This window comes from Olsenella profusa F0195, assembly GCF_000468755.1.
In the GTDB taxonomy this organism is placed as follows: domain Bacteria; phylum Actinomycetota; class Coriobacteriia; order Coriobacteriales; family Atopobiaceae; genus Olsenella_F; species Olsenella_F profusa.
In genome coordinates this window covers 1-19,143 of the sequence record NZ_AWEZ01000062.1, presented here as the reverse complement: position 1 = coordinate 19,143, position 19,143 = coordinate 1, and the positions used below count along the sequence as shown (strand labels likewise).

23 protein-coding genes are annotated in these 19,143 nt (G+C 60.0%); all 23 read left to right on the top strand.

Going from position 1 to position 19,143, the window contains the following annotated elements:
• The first annotated feature begins 642 nt into the window (after window positions 1-642).
• Window positions 643-1,737, top strand: a complete 1,095-nt coding sequence (locus tag HMPREF1316_RS09520; RefSeq protein ID WP_040652093.1) for a membrane protein — start codon at window positions 643-645, stop codon at window positions 1,735-1,737.
• Window positions 1,737-2,000, top strand: a complete 264-nt coding sequence (locus HMPREF1316_RS09515; RefSeq protein WP_021726896.1) for a hypothetical protein — start codon at window positions 1,737-1,739, stop codon at window positions 1,998-2,000. Before HMPREF1316_RS09520 ends, HMPREF1316_RS09515 begins: the two co-directional genes overlap by 1 nt.
• Window positions 2,001-2,010: 10 nt before the next feature.
• Window positions 2,011-2,310, top strand: coding sequence for a BMC domain-containing protein (locus tag HMPREF1316_RS09510; RefSeq protein WP_021726837.1), 300 nt, complete (start codon window positions 2,011-2,013; stop codon window positions 2,308-2,310).
• A gap of 11 nt (window positions 2,311-2,321) precedes the next feature.
• Window positions 2,322-2,633: a BMC domain-containing protein gene (locus tag HMPREF1316_RS09505; protein WP_021726899.1), complete on the top strand. Its 312-nt coding sequence runs from the start codon at window positions 2,322-2,324 to the stop codon at window positions 2,631-2,633.
• 11 nt (window positions 2,634-2,644) lie between these two features.
• On the top strand, window positions 2,645-4,189 hold the full coding sequence (locus tag HMPREF1316_RS09500; RefSeq protein WP_021726821.1) for an aldehyde dehydrogenase family protein: 1,545 nt from the start codon (window positions 2,645-2,647) through the stop codon (window positions 4,187-4,189).
• Between the two features lie 2 nt (window positions 4,190-4,191).
• A complete protein-coding gene (cutC, locus tag HMPREF1316_RS09495) occupies window positions 4,192-6,735 on the top strand; it encodes a choline trimethylamine-lyase (protein ID WP_021726918.1) in 2,544 nt (847 codons plus the stop codon).
• Window positions 6,736-6,816: 81 nt separating this feature from the next.
• Window positions 6,817-7,764 (top strand): choline TMA-lyase-activating enzyme, encoded by a 948-nt coding sequence (gene cutD, locus HMPREF1316_RS09490; RefSeq protein ID WP_021726827.1) that lies wholly within the window; start codon window positions 6,817-6,819, stop codon window positions 7,762-7,764.
• 58 nt (window positions 7,765-7,822) lie between these two features.
• Entirely contained in the window at window positions 7,823-8,446 is a 624-nt protein-coding gene (locus HMPREF1316_RS09485; protein WP_021726914.1) for a hypothetical protein, read from the top strand.
• 3 nt (window positions 8,447-8,449) lie between these two features.
• Entirely contained in the window at window positions 8,450-9,295 is an 846-nt protein-coding gene (gene eutJ, locus HMPREF1316_RS09480; protein ID WP_021726854.1) for an ethanolamine utilization protein EutJ, read from the top strand.
• On the top strand, window positions 9,292-9,597 hold the full coding sequence (locus HMPREF1316_RS09475; RefSeq protein WP_021726866.1) for a BMC domain protein: 306 nt from the start codon (window positions 9,292-9,294) through the stop codon (window positions 9,595-9,597). The genes eutJ and HMPREF1316_RS09475 overlap by 4 nt, the downstream gene beginning before the upstream one ends.
• Window positions 9,584-9,853 carry a EutN/CcmL family microcompartment protein gene (locus HMPREF1316_RS09470; protein WP_021726838.1) on the top strand — a complete coding sequence of 90 codons (270 nt, stop codon included), beginning with the start codon at window positions 9,584-9,586 and terminating at the stop codon, window positions 9,851-9,853. The genes HMPREF1316_RS09475 and HMPREF1316_RS09470 overlap by 14 nt, the downstream gene beginning before the upstream one ends.
• Before the next feature lie 14 nt (window positions 9,854-9,867).
• Window positions 9,868-10,767, top strand: coding sequence for a phosphate propanoyltransferase (locus HMPREF1316_RS09465; protein WP_021726791.1), 900 nt, complete (start codon window positions 9,868-9,870; stop codon window positions 10,765-10,767).
• A 42-nt stretch (window positions 10,768-10,809) separates the two neighbouring features.
• Window positions 10,810-11,097 (top strand): BMC domain-containing protein, encoded by a 288-nt coding sequence (locus tag HMPREF1316_RS09460; RefSeq protein WP_021726906.1) that lies wholly within the window; start codon window positions 10,810-10,812, stop codon window positions 11,095-11,097.
• A 358-nt stretch (window positions 11,098-11,455) separates the two neighbouring features.
• Window positions 11,456-11,713: a BMC domain-containing protein gene (locus HMPREF1316_RS09455; protein ID WP_040652091.1), complete on the top strand. Its 258-nt coding sequence runs from the start codon at window positions 11,456-11,458 to the stop codon at window positions 11,711-11,713.
• Window positions 11,714-11,756: 43 nt separating this feature from the next.
• Window positions 11,757-13,415 carry an acetaldehyde dehydrogenase (acetylating) gene (locus HMPREF1316_RS09450; protein ID WP_021726834.1) on the top strand — a complete coding sequence of 553 codons (1,659 nt, stop codon included), beginning with the start codon at window positions 11,757-11,759 and terminating at the stop codon, window positions 13,413-13,415.
• A gap of 8 nt (window positions 13,416-13,423) precedes the next feature.
• Window positions 13,424-14,245, top strand: a complete 822-nt coding sequence (locus HMPREF1316_RS09445; protein WP_021726903.1) for a tetratricopeptide repeat protein — start codon at window positions 13,424-13,426, stop codon at window positions 14,243-14,245.
• Between the two features lie 10 nt (window positions 14,246-14,255).
• The gene (locus HMPREF1316_RS09440) at window positions 14,256-15,188 is read left to right on the top strand and encodes a DUF4037 domain-containing protein (RefSeq protein WP_232204515.1); all 933 of its coding nucleotides are present in this window, start codon (window positions 14,256-14,258) and stop codon (window positions 15,186-15,188) included.
• Window positions 15,189-15,264: 76 nt separating this feature from the next.
• Window positions 15,265-15,957: a DUF4125 family protein gene (locus tag HMPREF1316_RS13340; protein WP_198009645.1), complete on the top strand. Its 693-nt coding sequence runs from the start codon at window positions 15,265-15,267 to the stop codon at window positions 15,955-15,957.
• Entirely contained in the window at window positions 15,906-16,769 is an 864-nt protein-coding gene (locus HMPREF1316_RS09430) for a MerR family transcriptional regulator (RefSeq protein ID WP_040652087.1), read from the top strand. Before HMPREF1316_RS13340 ends, HMPREF1316_RS09430 begins: the two co-directional genes overlap by 52 nt.
• Window positions 16,770-16,772: 3 nt before the next feature.
• Window positions 16,773-17,888, top strand: a complete 1,116-nt coding sequence (locus HMPREF1316_RS09425; RefSeq protein ID WP_021726889.1) for a 1-propanol dehydrogenase PduQ — start codon at window positions 16,773-16,775, stop codon at window positions 17,886-17,888.
• Window positions 17,889-18,012: 124 nt separating this feature from the next.
• On the top strand, window positions 18,013-18,375 hold the full coding sequence (locus tag HMPREF1316_RS09420; RefSeq protein WP_021726822.1) for a BMC domain-containing protein: 363 nt from the start codon (window positions 18,013-18,015) through the stop codon (window positions 18,373-18,375).
• 9 nt (window positions 18,376-18,384) lie between these two features.
• A complete protein-coding gene (locus HMPREF1316_RS09415) occupies window positions 18,385-18,816 on the top strand; it encodes a BMC domain-containing protein (RefSeq protein ID WP_021726881.1) in 432 nt (143 codons plus the stop codon).
• A gap of 7 nt (window positions 18,817-18,823) precedes the next feature.
• On the top strand, window positions 18,824-19,143 hold a 320-nt coding region (locus tag HMPREF1316_RS09410), incomplete at its 3' end, for a EutP/PduV family microcompartment system protein (protein WP_021726796.1).

The window sequence follows — 19,143 nt, the reverse complement described above, 5'->3', positions numbered from 1 at the left end:
GATGGGTCATACGCGATGGCTCGCATACTTGCCCCAACGGTTTCCCGCTGCCAATCTTGCGCATGACATGTCTCCTGCGCTTGGAATGATCTGCGCTTCCACTTGGGTGCGTGTGCCCTTGCCAGGTTCGTGCGGCTGAAAGGAAGTGCTTCCTCCAGCGGTGGGCTACTACGTCATCACCTGGAGAAATAAATAAAATTACCCATAAACAGTAAACGCAGACCTCGTGTGAGGGTCTGAGATGTGCATCGATACTTGGTTGTTTCTCCATTTGTTAGCAATGCAAACAATTTCATTATTTTGAATATATTATATATTAAATTGTCTATATTTAAGAAATAACCGATATATTTATGAAATATATACCATAAAATAGCGATATCATCATTGTTCGATAAATCTTTTCAGTGGATGTAAATATATTCGATAAATAATGTAAAAAGAACGTAAAAGAGAAATCGTAAGCCCGGAGTCGTATATGAAAGATCATTCACGGGTGTTTGTGCTTCCGTTCGCCTGACACTTTCGAACCGTTTACCCGTTTTGCGTATCCGTGCCCATAGGTACCCTTTCTTTCACATAACGGGAGTCTTGCACCATTGCACCACCATGAAGTCAGGTTCGTCCGGAGTGGGGGATGGCATGCAAGCAATGTCTGCGGCCTCGTCAAGCGTGAGCGTGGCCAGGCAAAAGAAGAGGGCGCTTGATGCGAGCTTCTTCAGGAGGGGCATCCTGGTTGCCCTGTTCTCGAGTCTCATGTATGGCTTCTATACGGCATTTGTCACAGCGGGCCAGAGCTCGGCGCTATGGTTCGGGTGGATGGATGCCATAGATCCGACGGCATTTCTTGTCGTGTTTATTCTCCCCACAGTCGCCAGCGCGATCAATGATACCTGTAGTGCAATCTGGGCGCTTGCCATCACCGCGAAGCAAGGCAAGCTCAACGACTTCGGCCGAACTGTCAATACCAGGCCTGGCGTCATCCTGATCCTCAGCGCCTTGGTTGGTGGCCCCATCGCAACGGTCGCCTACATCATCGCCCTCTCTCAGGCGGGCACCATCGTCGTTCCCATTGCGGCCCTCAATCCTGCGATCGGTTCGATTCTCTCCCGCATCCTCTATAAGCAGGAGCTTGGTCCCCGCAAGCTCCTGGGCATCGCCATCTGCGTCGCTGCGGGCCTCATGATCGGCTCCGCAAGCCTTACCGGAGACTCCTCGTCCAACATGGTCCTTGGCCTTGTGCTCGCGTTCATCGCGGCGCTCGGCTGGGGTGCCGAGGGTTGCATCGCCGGCTACGCCTCGTGCATGATCGATACCCAGATTGGCATCACCATCCGCCAGTGCGTCTCTGGTGTCGTCGAGCTTCTCGTCATCCTTCCCATCCTCTCCCTGTTTGGTGGCATCTCTCTTGGTCAGGCCTTTGGGTACGTTGGCGCAGCTGTCACCGACCTTCCCACCATCGCCTGCTTCATTGTCGCTGGCTTCTCTGCCTATAAGTCCTTCGCAAGCTGGTATCGCGGTAACTCCATGTGTGGCACCGCCCTTGGCATGGCTTGCAACGGTACCTACACCTTCGTCGCCCCGCTTGTCACCTGGATCATCGTTGGCGTGGTTATGGGCATCGATGGCTACGCACTTCCCCCGATTGCCTGGATCGCTGCCCTCGTGATGATCCTTGGAATCGTTGTCATTGCCGTTGACCCCAAGGAGCTGTTCGGAGAAAAGGAGACGGCCTGATGCGCCCGCTCAACTACGCGATGCTCAAGTACTTTACGACCGTCGAGGAGGCAAGCGTCGACGATGTGATGAACGACCTTGAGGCCGACTACTCAGCCTTCACCGCCTTCAAGCGCGACAAGATGCAGGAGGCCCTCATGACGGCCGAAAAGAACGGACTCATCGGTGAGTCACGCGTCGACCTCGATGACAATGGCGAACTCCGCGTGTTCTACAGCGCCAATGCCGAGCAGCGCGACACGATCAATTCGTACATCAAGTAGGGGGGTTGTCATGCGCTACCGGGGAGGAGAGGCCATCGGTCTCATCGAAACCATCGGGATGGTCCCTGCCATCTATGCCGCCGATGCGATGCTGAAGGCTGGCGACACCGAGCTGGTCAGCTACGAGAATATCGGATCGACATTGGTCACCATCATCGTCAAGGGTGATGTTGCCGCCTGCGAGGCCGCCGTCAAGGCCGGCAAGGCAGCGGCCTCCAGCATCGGCAAACTTACTGCCGCGAATGTCATGAGGAGACCCGTACCACCCATCGGTGACGTTGTCTCTGTCCACGATGTGGACTACAACTAGGAGGCTGGATCATGGCAGGTGAGGGCATGGACGCGCTTGGCGCCATCGAGACCTTTGGCCTGGTTTGGGTCCTCGAGGCCGGTGATGCCATGTGCAAGGCCGGCGACGTCGAGCTCATTGGGTACGAGAATACCGCATCCGGTTACATCTCCATCCTCGTCCAGGGTGACGTCGCGGCCTGCAAGGCCGCCGTCGCGGCCGGTGTCAGGGCCGTCGAGTCCCTGGGTGCCGAGGTCTACAGCTCTGTGGTCATCCCAAGACCACATCCCGATCTGCGGAAGATCACCGATAAGTACACCGTCGAGAAGCTCCTGCCCTACTAGGGAGGCGTCGGATGTCTCTCATAGACAATGACCTTCTCTCGATTCAGGAGGCACGCATCCTCCTGGAGCATGCCAACGAGTCCGTTGAGGTACTCGAGGGACTGCCGGCGTCGCTGGTCGATGACTTCCTGCACCACCTAGGTGAGCGTCTGCTGCCCCGGGCGGAGGAATACGCCGAGGCATCCTACGCCGAAAGCGACTACTGCTCTCCGTATGACGAGGCAGCCCTCACCAAGTGGGTTCTCACGGACCTGATGGCCGACGTGTGTGCCGAGGCGCCAGTCCAGAAGATCATCCGTTCCCGCAGGGGGTCGGCCGAGGTCTGCCTCTCCAAGGGCGTGGTTGTCTCGCTGCTTCCGGAATGGCTTGCGGTCCCCACGATGTTGAGCCAGCTTTTCATGGCGGTGCGCTCGAAGAGCCCCATCGTCTTCTCTGCCAGCTCGCGCATTCACTCCACGTGCGAGAGGGTCATGAACGACATCCTCGAGATAGCGGACTTCTGCCACTACCCCGCAGAGGCCATCGGCTTTCTGAGTGTCTTCTGCGCAGAGGGTGAGGAATGGGTCTGCTCGCGGTCGTGCGTCCACGTCGTCATCGACTCGCGCGAGGAGCATTCCTCCCGTGCCGTCGACGGTGCCGGCAAGGACGTCTACCACGCGACCTTGGGCAACAACCCCGTCTTCGTCGAGTCCACGGCCGACCTTGCGTCCTGCGCGGACGAGGTCGTCTTGGGCAAGTCGTTCTGTTGCGGCATGCTTCCCGGTGCGGAGCAGAGTGTGGTGGTCGAGCGCGATGTGGATGAGCGCTTCCAAGAGGAGCTTCGCCAGCGGGGGTGCCACTTCCTTACCGACGAGCAGGCTGATCGCCTGGTTGGCACGCTCTTCGCGAAGGATGGGACGCCCTATCGCGAGCTGATCGCGAAGAGTGCCTTCGACCTCGCACGACGTGCGGACATCACGGTACCCAAGGGCACCAAGGTGCTCGTGGTGGAGAAGCCCTATGTCAGCGAGTACAGCTTCTTCTCGAAGGCCAAGTTCGGCCCCGTCCTTTCGTACTACGTGGAAGACAGCTGGCGCACGGCCTGCGAGAAGTGCATCGAGCTCATCCTGAACAGCGGTCATGGTAACGCGCTGTCGATCTTCTCAAGGGATCCCGAGGTCATCCGCCAGTTCATCCTGAAGAAGCCCGTGGGAAGGGTATTGGTCAATGTGAGCACGGGGCTCGGCTGCATCGGCTGCCACAGCGACCTTCCCAAGACGCTCACGGTCACGGGTTGGGATTGCGCGACCACGTCCGAGCTGGGTGTCACCTACGGCGACTTCGTCCGCAGGCGACAGGTGGGAATAGGTGCGGGAACCGTGGAGCGCGAACTTCTCGATAAGGCCAGCGCGTGCGACCACACGCCCGTAACCGTGCGGATCCGCATCCCAGACAGCACGACAGCGAGCCGCGCGGAGCCTGCTTCCAAGCGTGAACGTACGAAACAAGGTATGGATCCGGAGAGCTGGTTCTCCGGTGTCGTCAAGGCCATGCAGGGCGCTAGTGAAGAGGAGTGAGAATGGACATCAAGGAGTTTGCAAAGGAGCTGTCCGATGCTACCAGGGACATGTCCGAGGAGCAGCGCGCGACCGTCCGCAAGATGTTCGAGAAGGTGGCAGACCAGCTCGATGCGCCTGACACCTCCAATCCCGTACATGTGAGTGGCAACGAGCCCTACGACGTGCCCGATGGTCCCACCGAGCGCCAGGCTCGTCTGAAGGACAACTTCCTCAAGCAGGTCCCCAGCATCACGATGTATCGCGCACGTGCGGTTACCGAGATCATGAAGGCCAACCCTGGCATGCCGAAGATCGAGCTGCGCGCCAAGGCGTTCCGTCGCTGCTGCGAGACCGCACCGCTGGTCATCCAGGATGACGAACTCATCGTTGGCGCCCCCTGCGGCGCTCCGCGCGCCGGAGCGTTCTCCCCCGACCTCGCGTGGCGCTGGTTGCGTGACGAGCTTGACACCATCGGCACCCGTCCGCAGGACCCCTTCTACATCTCTGAGGAGGACAAGCAGTACTGTCGCGACGTCCTCTTTCCCTTCTGGGAGGGCAAGTCCCAGGACGAGATCTGCGAGGACCAGTATCGTGAGGCGGGCGTCTGGGAGCTCTCCGGTGAGTCCTTCGTCTCCGATTGCTCCTACCATGCCATGAGTGGCGGTGGTGACTCCAACCCCGGTTACGACGTCATCCTCATGAGGAAGGGTATGGTCGACATCCAGGAGGAGGCTAAGCGGCACTTGGAGCAGCTCGACTATGCCAATCCCGAGGACCTCGACAAGATCTACTTCTACAAGAGCGTCATCGACACCACCGAGGGCGTCATGACCTACGCCAAGCGCATGAGCGACTATGCGGCACAGCTTGCGAGCGAGTGTCATGACGCGAAGCGCAAGGCAGAGCTCGAGCAGATCTCCACCATCCTTATGCACGTTCCCGCCCACAAGCCCAGCACCTTCTGGGAGGCCGTGCAGTCCGTCTTCGTCATCGAGAGCCTTCTCCCCGTCGAGGAGAACCAGACGGGGATGTCCATCGGTCGCGTCGACCAGTACATGTACCCCTTCTACAAGGCCGACGTCGAGGCCGGCCGCATCACGCCATATCAGGCCTTCGACATCGCGGGCTGCATGCTCATCAAGATGAGCGAGATGATGTGGGTCACGTCCCGTGGCCAATCCGAGTTCTTCGCGGGGTACCAACCCTTCATCAACATGACGCTCGGAGGCGTCACGCGCAAGGGTGACGACGCGACGAACGAGCTCACCTACCTCCTGATGGATGCCGCGCGTCACGTCAAGATCTACCAGCCCACCATTGCCTGCCGCATCCATAACAAGTCTCCCGAGAAGTACATGCGCAAGATCGTTGACCTCGTGCGCTCGGGCATGGGTTTTCCCGCCTGTCACTTTGACGACACGCACATCAAGATGATGCTTGCGAAGGGCGTCAGCGTCGAGGACGCTCGCGACTACTGCATGATGGGGTGCGTCGAGCCCCAGAAGTCCGGCCGACTCTATCAGTGGACCTCCACGTCCTATACGCAGTGGCCCATCTGCATCGAGCTCACGCTCAACCATGGCGTCGACCTCTGGTACGGCAAGCAGGTTACCCCCGACCTCGGCGACCTCTCCCAGTACAAGACGTACGAGGAGTTCGACGCTGCCGTGAAGAAGACCATATATTACGTCACGAAGTGGACTGACGTCGCGACGGTCATCTCGCAGCGCGTGGCCCGCGATGTGGCCCCAAAGCCCCTCATGTCGATCATGTACGAGGGCTGCATGGAGAGCGGCAAGGACGTCTCGGCTGGCGGTGCCATGTACAACTATGGTCCCGGCGTCGTGTGGACGGGCCTGGGCACCTACACCGACTCCATGGCTGCCATCAAAAAGCTCGTGTTCGATGAGCACAAGTACACGCTCGAGCAGCTTAACGAGGGACTCAAGGCGGATTTCGTCGGCTTCGAGTGCATGCGCCAGGACTGCATCGATACGCCGAAGTATGGCAACGATGACGACTATGCCGACGGGATCGCGGCCGATCTGCTCTACTACACGGAGAGCATCCACGTGAAGTTCAAGACCCTGTACTCGCACATGTCGACCGGCACGCTTTCCATCTCCAACAATACGCCCTTCGGCGAGATGACCGGTGCGTCTGCGAATGGCCGCAAGGCATGGACGCCCCTCTCCGACGGCATCAGCCCAAGCCAGGGGGCCGACCACAACGGCCCAACTGCCATCATCAAGTCGGTCTCCAAGCTCGCCAACGACTCGATGAATATCGGCATGGTCCATAACTTCAAGCTCATGAGCGGTCTGCTTGACACACGTGAGGGTGAGGACGGACTCGTCACCCTGCTACGCACCGCATCGATGTTCGGCAATGGCGAAATGCAGTTCAACTACCTCGACAACAAGACGCTCATTGACGCCCAGAAGCATCCCGAGAACCACCGTGACCTCGTCGTCCGCGTCGCTGGCTACTCTGCGTTCTTCAACGAGCTCTGCAAGGACGTCCAGGACGAGATCATCAGCCGAACCGTGCTGAAGAAGTTCTAACAGTCATATGGGTCAGCCAACCACTGGGAAGGTCACCGAGTCAGCTTCCCGCGACATGCCGTACGAAAGGAGTGAGTGACGATGACGGACCACGAGCAAGGCAGCGTCGAGCGTACGGTACGCGTCTTCAACCTCCAGAAGTACAACATGTACGACGGCCCGGGCGTGCGCTCCATGGCCTTCCTCAAGGGTTGCCCCCTACGTTGCAAGTGGTGCTCCAACCCGGAGAGCCAGCAGCGTGGGCATGAGGTCATGTTCAAGCGTGCGAACTGCGTCAGCTGCGGTGCCTGTGCCGCAGCCTGTCCGGTCGGCGTCCACAGAATGGCCGATGGCGTTCATGAGGTCGACCGCAGCGTCCAGTGCATCGGTTGTCGTGCGTGTGAGAAGGCCTGCATGTACCATGCCCTTGAGATCATGGGCGACGACCGCTCGATCGATGACATCATGGACTTCCTCGACGAGGATGTCGACTTCTACCGCATGTCTGGCGGCGGCATCACTCTCTCTGGTGGAGAAGTGCTCGCCCAACCGGAGGCAACCCTCTCCATCCTCATGGCCTCGAAGACACGTGGCCATCACACCGCAATCGAGACCTGCGGATATGCTCCCATGCCCACGATCTTGAGAATCGCACAGTACGTCGACCTGTTCCTGTTCGACATCAAGCAGATGGATCCCGTCAGGCATAAGTACTGGACGGGTGTGAACAACGAGCTGATCCTCGCTAATGTCCAGACGCTCCTGGAGAACGGGTTCAACGTCCGCGTGCGCATGCCCCTGCTCAAGGGGGTGAACGACTCGAAGGAAGAGATCGATGCGGTGATCGCCTTCTTCAAGCCGTACCGGTACCAGAAGAACTTCGACGGCGTCGATCTATTGCCCTATCACAAGCTTGGGGTCGGAAAGTACGCATCGCTTGGTCGCGACTACGAGATAGAGGGCGATCCCTCGCTGAGCGATGGTGACCTGGACCGCCTGGAAGGGTGGATCGAGGCGGCGGACTTCAAGGTACGCCTTGTGAAGCACTGAGAGGCCTGGGAGATCGTTTGACATGTGGAGAGACGAGAAAGACAGAGAGGAGGGTGTCATGCGCTACGTTACCGAGGACGAGCTGCGTGCAGCCTATGGGCGTGAGCCCTTCAGCTCCTACAGGCTTTCCCCGGACACCCGTCTTACGCCGAGCGCCCGCCAGTTCCTGATTGACTTCAGGGTGAGCTTCGAGGGCGGCAAGGACGAACCGTCGCCGAATGCCCTAGGTCACCAGGTCTTCTGTCGTGCGCCCCAGACCACTGTCGACTCCCTTGATGGACTCGTGCACGACGTCAATCTCCTTGGTACCCGCTTGAGGCGGCTTGCTCGCGGGGCGCTCGGCGTCGACAACGCGTTCGCACATCGGGCCGACGAGCTTGGCTGCAGCTGGCAGTCAGCACACATGCTCGGCGAGTTGCCCAAGGACGCAACGGGGTCGGGAGCAGGCGAGGGCTCGCCTGGCCCCACCCCAGCCCCAGCGCTTGAGGCGACGATATGCCCCATCTTCTTCGATATGGCGTGCGTCCATGCGGAGATCAGGCGTTGCGCACACGCCTGGGGGCATCTCCAGACCACGTTGGGTCCAGACGAGTCCGAGTGCGTCAGGGCATGGATCGCCGAGGCGACGTTTGCCTGCAAGTTGATAGAAGGGGCCATTTCTCGTGCGGAAGAGGAGGTGTAACGGATGGTCGACTTCGAGCTGACAAACCAGAGGCTCCAAGAGCTTGTGGACTGCGTCGACCATCCCAAGAAGGTCAAGGAGGGTCAGCCGCTCTATTGCGGACTCGACCTTGGCACCGCCTTCATCGTCCTGGTCGTGTTGGACGAGAGCGGCAACCCCATTGACTGCAAGTACCAGTTCGCAGACGTCGTCAGGGATGGCATGGTCGTTAACTACATCGGTGCCTGCGATATCGCCGCATCCCTCAAGGCGCGGATCGAGTCGGAGCTAGGCGTGGAGCTTGACCGATGTGCGGTGGCGATCCCGCCAGAGACGGAGGCGCTCGATGGTGGTGCGGTGCGCAACGTCGCAGAGAGCACAGGTCTTACCTGCACCGCGGTGTTTGATGAGCCTACAGCTGCCAACCTGCTCATCGGCACGGACAACGGAGCGGTCGTCGACATCGGTGGTGGTACGACGGGTGTCTCCGTCTTCAAGGATGGCAGGGCCATCAAGTGCGTCGACGAGTCTACCGGTGGTACACACTTCTCGCTTGTGCTTGCCGGCGCAAAAGGGATGAGTTTTGGCGATGCGGAACTCTATAAGCGGGATCCCGAGCATCACAAGGAGATCCTTCCCATCGTCTCGCCCACCATCGACAAGGTGACGTCGATCATCCAGCGTGCCTGCGAGGGCTACGGCGTGGACGAGGTCATCCTTGTGGGCGGCACGGCAGAGCTGAACGGCATCGAGGACAGGATACAACGCGAGCTTGGCATTGATGTCCGCAAGCCCAACCACCCGTCGTTCGTCACGCCCCTAGGCATCGCATTGGGCTGCGTGCGTGAGGCAAGGGGGCCGCACCCATGATCGATATCAGCGTCATCAAGGCACCGGCGCCCGGCACCATGCAGATCATTCGCCAGAGGAGCGGAGTCCGGTGGCCAGAGGACTTCAGACCTGCTGCCGTGGGACTTGTCCAGGGCAAGTTGATCGAGATGGTCGTCGCAAGCGACATCGCCGAGAAGACGGCCGGCGTGATCGTCACTGACGTACGTGGATCCTGCCCGCAGAACATGGTGATGCTCGCCATCGCGGGGGAGACCGCCGAGGTCATGGAGTGCCTAAGGCGGATTCGCGAGGGAAAGGACGACGCCCATGATTGTCGGTAAGCTCCTGGGCTCCATCTGGGCCACGCGCAAGTACGACGAGCTGAGTGGCATGAAGCTCATGCAAGTCGAGGCCATCACGGGGGGTGAGGCCGGCAAACAGCTCATCTGCATCGATACCATCAGTGCGGGAGTCGGAGACAGGGTCATCGTCACCACGGGTGCCTCCGCATACCTGTTCGTGAGGGACAAGTTCCAGAGGAGCGTCCCGGTAGACGCGGTGATAGTAGGAATCATTGACGAAGACGTGAGTCTTTAGGAAGGGAGGACAACATGAAGAGACTTATAAGTTCGCAGGACGTTATGACAGCCGCACGTGGGCATGAGGACATCTATGTTGATGAAAACACCATCGTGACGGCCCAGGCGCTCGACGTTGCAAAGGAGCATGGCGTGGCCGTTCTCGACAAGAGCGGGCGGCACGACCATGCCGCGCATGAGGCCACACAGGAGGAGGGCTGCGGGCGGCATGATACAAAGGACGCAGAGCCAGTCTTCTCTGCCGACGAACTCGAGCATCTTATCTCCGCCGCCTTCGCGAAGGGCATCTGGACGCAGGACGACATCGAGCCCTTGCTTGGTAAGAGGGACTCGACCATTGACCCCGATGTCGTTCCGGTTGGCATCTCTGGCCGTCACATCCACCTGTCTCAGCACGATCTGGACCGTCTGTTTGGCACGGGCTATCAGCTCACACCCCTGAAGGACCTGAGCCAGCCCGGTCAGTTCGCCGCTCAGGAGTGCGTGACTCTTGCGGGACCCAACGGTGTCATCGAGAGGGTCCGCGTGCTGGGACCCGTTCGTTCCCAGACTCAGATCGAGGTTCTGGCTGGCGACACCTTTAGGCTTGGTATTCCCCAGGCGGTTCGCCTTTCTGGGCATCTTGAGGGAACCCCTGGCGTGACCGTCGTTGGTCCCAAGGGTTCCGTGACCCTTGAGGAGGGTGTCATTGTGGCCGCCCGTCACATTCACATGAACCCTGCCCAGGCGGCCGAGCGCGGCTTCTATGACGGAGAGGTCGTCTCACTCAAGGTGGAGGGCGATCGTGGCGGTCAGCTCGACAACGTGATCATTCGCGTGACCAAGAGCGGCAACCTCGACTGTCACATCGACACCGAGGAGGCGAACGCGCTCCACATCAAGTGTGGCTCTACCCTTCGGGTCGTTAGGTAGACAAGGTAGCGGGTTAGACAGCAATTCCAAGGAGGAAACATCATGGCAAACGTCACTGAGGCACTCGGAATGATCGAGACCAAGGGCATGGTCGGCGCCGTCGAGGCGGCCGATGCGATGGTCAAGGCGGCCAACGTCCGCCTCGTCGGCAAGGAGCGCGTGGGCGGCGGCCTGGTCACCGTCTTCGTCCGCGGCGACGTGGGGGCCGTCAAGGCCGCCACCGACGCCGGCGCGGCGTCGGCCCAGCGCGTGGGCGAGCTCCTGAGCGTCCACGTCATCCCGCGCCCGGACGGCATGGTCGAGTCCATCCTGCCCAGCGCCGAGGCCTAGGCACATGGCCACGAAGAAGTCGGGACAAGAGGGCGATGGCAAGGTCATGCCGCCCTCTCGTCCTTCTGGTGGGAGGGGCAAGGCGTCTGAGGCTGCCCAGACCCCAGTGAATCATCCAAGGGGCGAGACGGGGCGAGGGAGTGCGGGCCGCATGTCCACCTCTCATAAGAAGTCGACAACTTCTGCTGCCCGTGCGACAAAGCCTGCTCCCAGCGTCTCTGCCGTCCCGGTGGCAAAGGGCGAATCCGCTGCAGAGGCATCTGCACATGACGCATCCAAGACCGCGGTTCGACCTGCAGAGGTCGCACCCAGCAGCAAGGAGGTTATCACAGTGGCAAACGTCACTGAGGCACTCGGAATGATCGAGACCAAGGGCATGGTCGGCGCCGTCGAGGCGGCCGATGCGATGGTCAAGGCGGCCAACGTCCGCCTCATCGGCAAGGAGCGCGTGGGCGGCGGCCTGGTCACCGTCTTCGTCCGCGGCGACGTGGGGGCCGTCAAGGCCGCCACTGACGCCGGCGCGGCGTCGGCCCAGCGCGTGGGCGAGCTCCTGAGCGTCCACGTCATCCCGCGCCCGGACGGCATGGTCGAGTCCATCCTGCCCAGCGCCGAGTAGCGAAGCGACTAGATTCCTTACGAGCTAAGCGAAAAGAGGCAATATGCAGGAATACGATTACGATCTCCAGAGCATCCAGGCCGTGCGCAACCTTGCGCGCAGGGGCCAGGTTGCCGCCAACCAGATCGCAAACTACAGCGCAGAGCAGATCGATCGCATCCTTCGTGCCATGGTCGAGGTTGCCGAGAAGAATGCCAGGCAGCTTGCTGAGATGGCTGTCGAGGAGACCACCTTTGGCAACGTCCATGACAAGATATTGAAGAATCACATGGCTTCCGGCCTGCTCTACGAGCAGATCAAGGACGCCAAGACCATCGGTGTCATCGATGTCGACGAGGAGAAGCAGGTCATCGCCATTGCGGAGCCAGTTGGTCTCGTGATGGGCATCGTGCCCTCCACCAATCCGACCTCCACGGTCCTCTACAAGTCGATGATCGCCCTCAAGGCACGCAACGCCATCGTCTTCTCGCCCCACCCCAAGGCGGCCAAGTGCACCAACCTGGCCATCAAGCTCATGAACGACGCCGCCGTCGCGGCGGGCGCCCCCGAGAACGTCATCCAGGGCGTGAGCATGGCGACCATCGCGGCCACCAACGAGCTCATGCACGCCCCCGAGGTCAAGATGATTATCGCGACCGGTGGTCCTGGCATGGTCAAGGCCGCCTACAGCTCCGGCAAGCCGGCCCTTGGCGTTGGCGCAGGCAACTCGCCCTCGTACATCGAACGTTCCGCCAACGTCCATGACGCCGTTCGTCGCATCATGGCCTCCAAGACCTTTGACAACGGCACCATCTGCGCCTCCGAGCAGAGCGTCATCTGCGAGACTGTGAACCACGATGAGGTCGTTGCCGAGTTCAAGGCCCAGGGTGGCTACTTCATGTCGGAGCACGAGTGCAAGAAGGTCTGTTCGATCCTGTTCCGCAACGGTCACTCGATGAGCCCCAACTTCGTTGGTCACGATGCCCAGAGCATCGCCAAGGCCGCCGGCATCTGCGTTCCCGCAGACACCAAGGTCCTCATCGGCGAGCAGCATGGCGTCGGTCCCGATTGGCCTCTCTCCTACGAGAAGCTCACGACCGTCCTCGGCTTCTACACCGTCGCTGACTGGCACGAGGCCTGCGACCTCTCCATCACCCTCCTCCAGAATGGCATCGGCCATACGATGAACATTCATACCGAGGACAAGGAGATCGTTCGCAAGTTCTCTGTCAAGCCGGCTTCCCGCATCCTCATCAACACGGGTGGCACCCAGGGTGGCACGGGCCTCTCCACCGGTCTCGACGTTGCGCTGACGCTAGGATGTGGCACCTGGGGCGGCAGCTCCGTCTCCGAGAATGTTGGCCCCCAGCATCTCATCAACGTCAAGCGCGTCGCCAACGGCATCATCGAGCCCGACCAGGTTGCTGCGGTGGACGAGACCTTTGCCAAGTGGCATCCCGAGCTCGTCGGCGAGTATGGATGCACGAGCGGCAGCTGTGCCCATGCCGAGGCTGCCGATGTCGCGGCTGTACCCACCACGGGCAGTGACGTGGGAATCGAGGTCCCCGTGGGCCATGACACGAGCGGTATCAGCTATTCCGTTGGCTGCAACAGCTGCACCCCCCAGGCCATACAGGATGGACCGAACAAGAGTGATGTCGTTGATGCCGACGAACTGAACAAGATGATTAACGAGCTGGTTTCGGCATTCCGCGGGGAGTAGTGACTTGCGTGGGGCTCTCGGACTTCTATACGGAGCTCGATCGACTCTATGGCGAGTCGGGTTCAGACGTCGAAGGCTTCCTTCGGAAGGTACTCCGACGCGCCCGACTCGCCGGTGACAAGCCCGCGGAGGTGGCCTCAGCCAATGAACTGGGAAGCGTCCTGCGCCTACGTGGCGACCTTGCGGAAGCGGAATGGCTCTACGACACGGTTGTGCGTCTGCTCGAATCGATGGATGTCGGCGCAGAGGACCGTGCGCGGGCGCTCGTCAACCTGGGCGACGTCTATGTGGCTCGGGGCCGCTTTGCCGCCGCCGTTGACACCTTCGATGCCACGGAGGCGCTGCTGGGAGACGAGGATGGTCACCAATATGAGATGAGCGCGATCTGCAACAACCGTAGCAGCGCACTGCGCGGCATGAATCGATTTGCAGAGGCACACTCTGATCTCAGGCGGGCGGGACGGCTTCTGGAGACGGTCCCCGGATCCGATGGCGTGCGTGCGACGAACGCCATCAACCTGGCCCAGGTTCTCATGGACGAGGGGAGGGTCGAGGAGGCGGCCGAGGTCATCGTTGGCGCTCTCGTGATATATGAGACGCTCAATGCCGGCCGTGACGTCCATCGCCCCCACGCCCTGGCCACGGCAGCTCGCATTGCCTACTTGAGGGGTGACTACGTTCGGGCGGGGGAGTTCTACCGTATGGCCGCAAAGGTCCTTCGCGAAAAGCTGGGAGACGTCCCGTATGCACGGCTTCTGGAGGAGAAGGCGCGAGACATGTACATCCTCGCTTCTGGGGGCCTGTGCGAACGCTCGGAAGGGGAGGCATGACGTGAAGGGCATGGAGCTTGCAGCCAAGTTCTATGGCGAGTACGGGTCAGTCCTCGTGTCTGGGCTTTCATACTCCGTCGAGTCTCGGCTTGCCTTTGGCCTTGTGGGTCCGGGCTCGGAGTGTCTGGGCTTTGATGACGAGCTGTCCCAGGACCACGACTTTGGCCCTGGATTCTGCGTTTGGGTCCCCCATGACCTTTGGGACGAATGTGGGGAGGAGCTCTCCCATCGCTATGCGTCCCTTCCGCGAGAGTTCTTGGGTTATCGTCGCACGGAAATGCCTCTTGCTGGCCAGCGCGTTGGCGTCTTCCAGACCGAGGCCTTCTACCGCAACTTCACGGGGCTTGACCGCGCCCCCCAAAGCGTTGTGGAGTGGCTGAGGATTCCAGAGCAGCTTCTGGCCATCGTCACGGGAGGTGCCGTCTTCAAGGACATGAGCAACCAGTTCTCCCAGATTCGCAGTGTGTACGAGGACTTCTATCCTGAGTCCGTCATCCGCAAGAAGGTTGCCGCAAACATGTCAATCATGGCGCAGTCTGGTCAGTACAACCTCCAACGCTGTCTCGCCCGTCATGAGGTAGTGGCGGCAAATGTGGCTCGTTCCGAGTTCCTGTGTGCGGCAATGGCGGCACTCCACCTACTGTCCGGTAGCTATATGCCCTTCTACAAGTGGTCCTTCCGCTCGCTGTCTGAGCGTGCGTACGTCCCCGCGCCCATCTGTGAGCTGGTGCGAAAGATCGCCATGGCTCCTGTGAGCCGGGTCTCGCAGGCGGATGTCGAGAGCCTCTGCGGCATCGTGCTTCGCTGTGTGCTTGCACTGGGCTGGGCCACAGGGGACTCCAACTTCCTCCTGGATGCGGCGTTGTCCATCTGGCAGGGAATTCCCAACGACTATCTGCGTGAGCGTCCACTGAACGAGGGGGCATTCTCAAATGATTTGTGATTCGATCCATGCCGATTCTCGTGATGCATGCACGGCATTAGGGACCGGCTTCTCTCGCTCCGAGCGTCAGATCGATATGGAGAGGCTCTTCTCCCTTCCGGGGGTCGTGATGGTCCTCGACGAGGAAGGTCTGGGCCAGGCATCCAGGGAGGACCTCTGCCATCTGGTCGCCTTGGAGTGGAAGCAGTTCGATTCGGTCCTAGGTATGAATGGTCGCGCGAGCTGCCAAGATGACCTCAGGCAGTTTTTCGCGTATCGCAGCGCACAGTATCTGGCCTTCCCACATGAGCTGGTGCATCCTGTGCTGAGTGAGCTCAAGCGCGCGGATGACGAGGGTAGAAACCTCATTGCAGAGAAGTACGCACGCATGATGCGTGTGACTGACCCGGAGATCTACCGCACCACCTGGGCGCGGAAGCTGCCCATTCCCTCACCTGTGCGGAAGGCAGCGCTTGCCCAGATCCGTGCGCTCCTCTCACCTGCGCTTGATGACGCCGCGCGCGAGCTGCCACAGTCTCATCTTCATGCGCGCCCCGACCGGTCGAATGCCAGGACCGTGTCGGCTATGGACTACTTCCTTGCAGAGGTCGAGGGGTATTCGCTTGGCACTATCTATAGGTTACGCGACGCACTGGGCCGTCAGCTGCCTCGTGAGAACCCCATTGCGCTGAGCTATGTCCCTGCGTCCCGGCTCATTGATGCAACGGAGGTGAGCGCATGCATTGCAAGGAGCGCTACGCATGCGAATGCGACAACCTCTACCGAATAGGCGAGGTCAGCCGAATCGGCGGCATCTCCCAGCGCACCCTGAGGCATTACGACGAGCTGGGTCTCATGGAGCCTGATGTGGTGGGCGATAACGGCTATCGCTTCTACAGCCTACGGACCATGCTCAAGATTTCCGTCATCAACTACCTCAAGATGATGGGGTTCTCTCTTGAGGAAATAGCGTCGATGCTTCAGCACTCTAGTCTGGAAGAGGCCAAGAGCCTGCTGTCCAAGCATCTGACCGAATGCGATGTGGAGGCCCGTCGGCTCGACGAGCGAAGGCAGGCCATCGTTGAGTGGAGCGAGCTTGTCAACGAGGCAAATATGATCCTCAGGGTCCGCCCGACTGCGGTGAGCGTGAGGTACCTACCTAGCCGTGAGCTGCTGTGCCTACCCTCACGCTTCTGCGGCAGCTTTGCGGAGGCCATCGTCAGCCTTGACTTCGCCTCGTATGTGCAAAGGGTCGGAAATGCCATCTGTGGTCCTGTCATCCTGGGCTTCGATGGAGTCGAGGACGCCATGCTCGCGGCGTCGGAAGGCAGAGAGTGCGACGTGCAGCTGCTTCAGAAGCCGGTGCGCCCCATCTCGCCCGAAAACGGTCAAATCCTACCTGAGGGCATCTACCTGTCGACGTATCACGTTGGCATGTTCGAACACATGGCCGTCGCGTACCAGCGTGTGATCGACTTTGCTGAGCAGAACGGATACAAGGTCGTCGGGTCTGCCATGGAACGCTTTGTCCTGGACTATTGGACAACTTACAATACCGACCTCTTCGTAACCGAGATCCTCGTGCAAGCAGAAACGGAGTAAGAGATGAACGAGTTCTACCTCAAGACGAAGCTTTTCTTCGGATCCCAGGCTGTGGAGCACCTTGGCTCCTTGACGTACTCAAACGTCGTCGTCGTAACGGACGGCTTCCTGCAGGAGTCCGGCATGGTCAACAAGATGACCCAGTACCTTCCCACTGGTGTGCACGTGAGCGTATACTCCAACGTCCAGCCCGATCCCAGCCAGGAGCTGGTGGATGTGGGCGTCGAGATGATCATGCAGGCAAAGCCCGATCTCGTCATCGCCTTTGGTGGCGGCTCCTGCATAGACGCCACCAAGGCCATCCTGTACTTCGCAGGTCAGAAAGGCATAGGACGACCGTATTTCCTGGCCGTTCCCACCACGGCGGGAACGGGCTCCGAGGTCACCAACTTTGCCGTCATCACCCGTGGGATGGCCAAGGTTGCCTTGATTGACGATGCCCTTGCCCCTGACGGGGCCCTGTTGGACGCGAGCTTCACCCGCTCCGTCCCGCCCGTCATTACCGCAGACACCGGCTTGGATGTCCTCACGCACGCCCTCGAGGCCTATGTGAGCAACAAGGCCAGCAGCTTTTCCGATGCGCTTGCGGCCAAGGCCCTGCGCATCGTGTTCGAGGACCTGCCGGTGGTCTTTCACGACGGTGACGCCATGAGGGCGCGCGGCCGTATGGCCGAGGCCTCCTGCGTGGCGGGCATCGCCTTCACCAATGCGGGTCTGGGCATCAACCACAGTCTCGCTCACGCTCTGGGCGGACGCTTCCACATCGCCCACGGTCGCCTCAATGCCATCCTGCTGCCTTATGTCATGCGTTTCCATATGGCAGAGGATCGCTACCGCGAGCCCTATGAGCGGCTGGCGTGCGAGTTGGGTATGGCGAATGCCGACGAGCTGCTGCAGAGAGTCATCGATCTGCGTCATGAGCTGGATATCGAGAACTGCCTGGCCGACCTGGGCAAGATTGACTCCTCTGACTTCGAGCGGTCTGTGGGCGAGATGGCAGAGACTGCGGCCCACGATCGTTGCACTCCCACCAACCCGCGCCCAGTCTCAAAGCAGGATCTTATCAACATCTATCGTGATGCGTATCGAGGCCAGGCAAAGAAGAGGCATCTCTCGTGATTGAATACGCGCTTCGGCGGCGCAGGGCAACTATCTGCCAAGCCGTGGCTTGACTTTCACAGGATGTAAGCACCTACACATAGGGTGGGGCCCAGATCGTCTCAGCGCATGGGGGCAGACGAACGTGAGCAACGAACAAGATCAGATTCGTGTGGTCCAAGAGACCGTTTCGGGCAAGGAGATTACCCTTGCCCACGTTATCGGTGGTCCCGAGCCCATCATCTACACCAAGCTCGGCCTCAATCCATCGGTTGACTACGGTTCCAGCGCCCTGGGCATCATGAACATCACGCCACCGGAGTCTGCCGTCATTGCATCTGACATTGCAATCAAGAGTGCGGACGTGTATCTAGGTTTCGCTGACCGCTTTACCGGTACCATGATTATCAGTGGCGAGATCGCAGACGTCACTACCGCCATCACCCAGGTAGTCGAGTTCTTCCATGACACCTTGGGCTACGTTACCTGCAAGGTCACGAAGCGCTAGGTGAGCTGAATGAGGGAACGAATCACAAGGGAACAGGTCTTCGAGGAGTTCTTCCACGGTGAGCCGCCCCGCGGGGAGAATGGCGAGATCCGCATCACACGTATACGCGTGCCCGGGCGCGAGATCGACCTTGCACACATAATGGGAACCTCCCGTCGCCGCGTATGCGAGACCTTGGATCTGGATATCGGCACGCACGAAGGCGAGGACCATACGGGTGAGGCGCTTGGCTTCATGCGCTTCACACCATGGGAGGCCGTCGTGATTGCCGCCGATATTGCCATGAAGCACGGCTCGGTGGACCTGGGCTTCATGGATCGTTTCAATGGCTCGCTCATCCTATGTGGTGCCATCACAGAGATCGAGAGCGCCCAACACGAGATTCTTAGCTACTTTGGTCATGAACTCGATTTTCACGTATGCCAGATGACATACCGGTAGGTACGAGATGAAGCGACTGTTCCTGATGGGACGTAGCGAGGCGGGAAAGACGTCCCTCATCCAGGCCTTGCGTGGCGAGGAGCTGCACTATCACAAGACGCAGTATACCTATGCCCATGGCGACACTATCGACACACCTGGTGAGTATTCGGAGTCCAAGCAGGTGGGTGTGGGCTTGGCCTGCTTCTCGTTCGAGTCCGATGTCGTGGCCATTCTCATTGCTGCAAACGAACCGTTCACGGTCTTCGCGCCCAACTGCAACGCGTTTCTCAACCGTCCGCTCATCGGCATCATCACCAAGATCAACGCACCCAATGCGAACGTGCC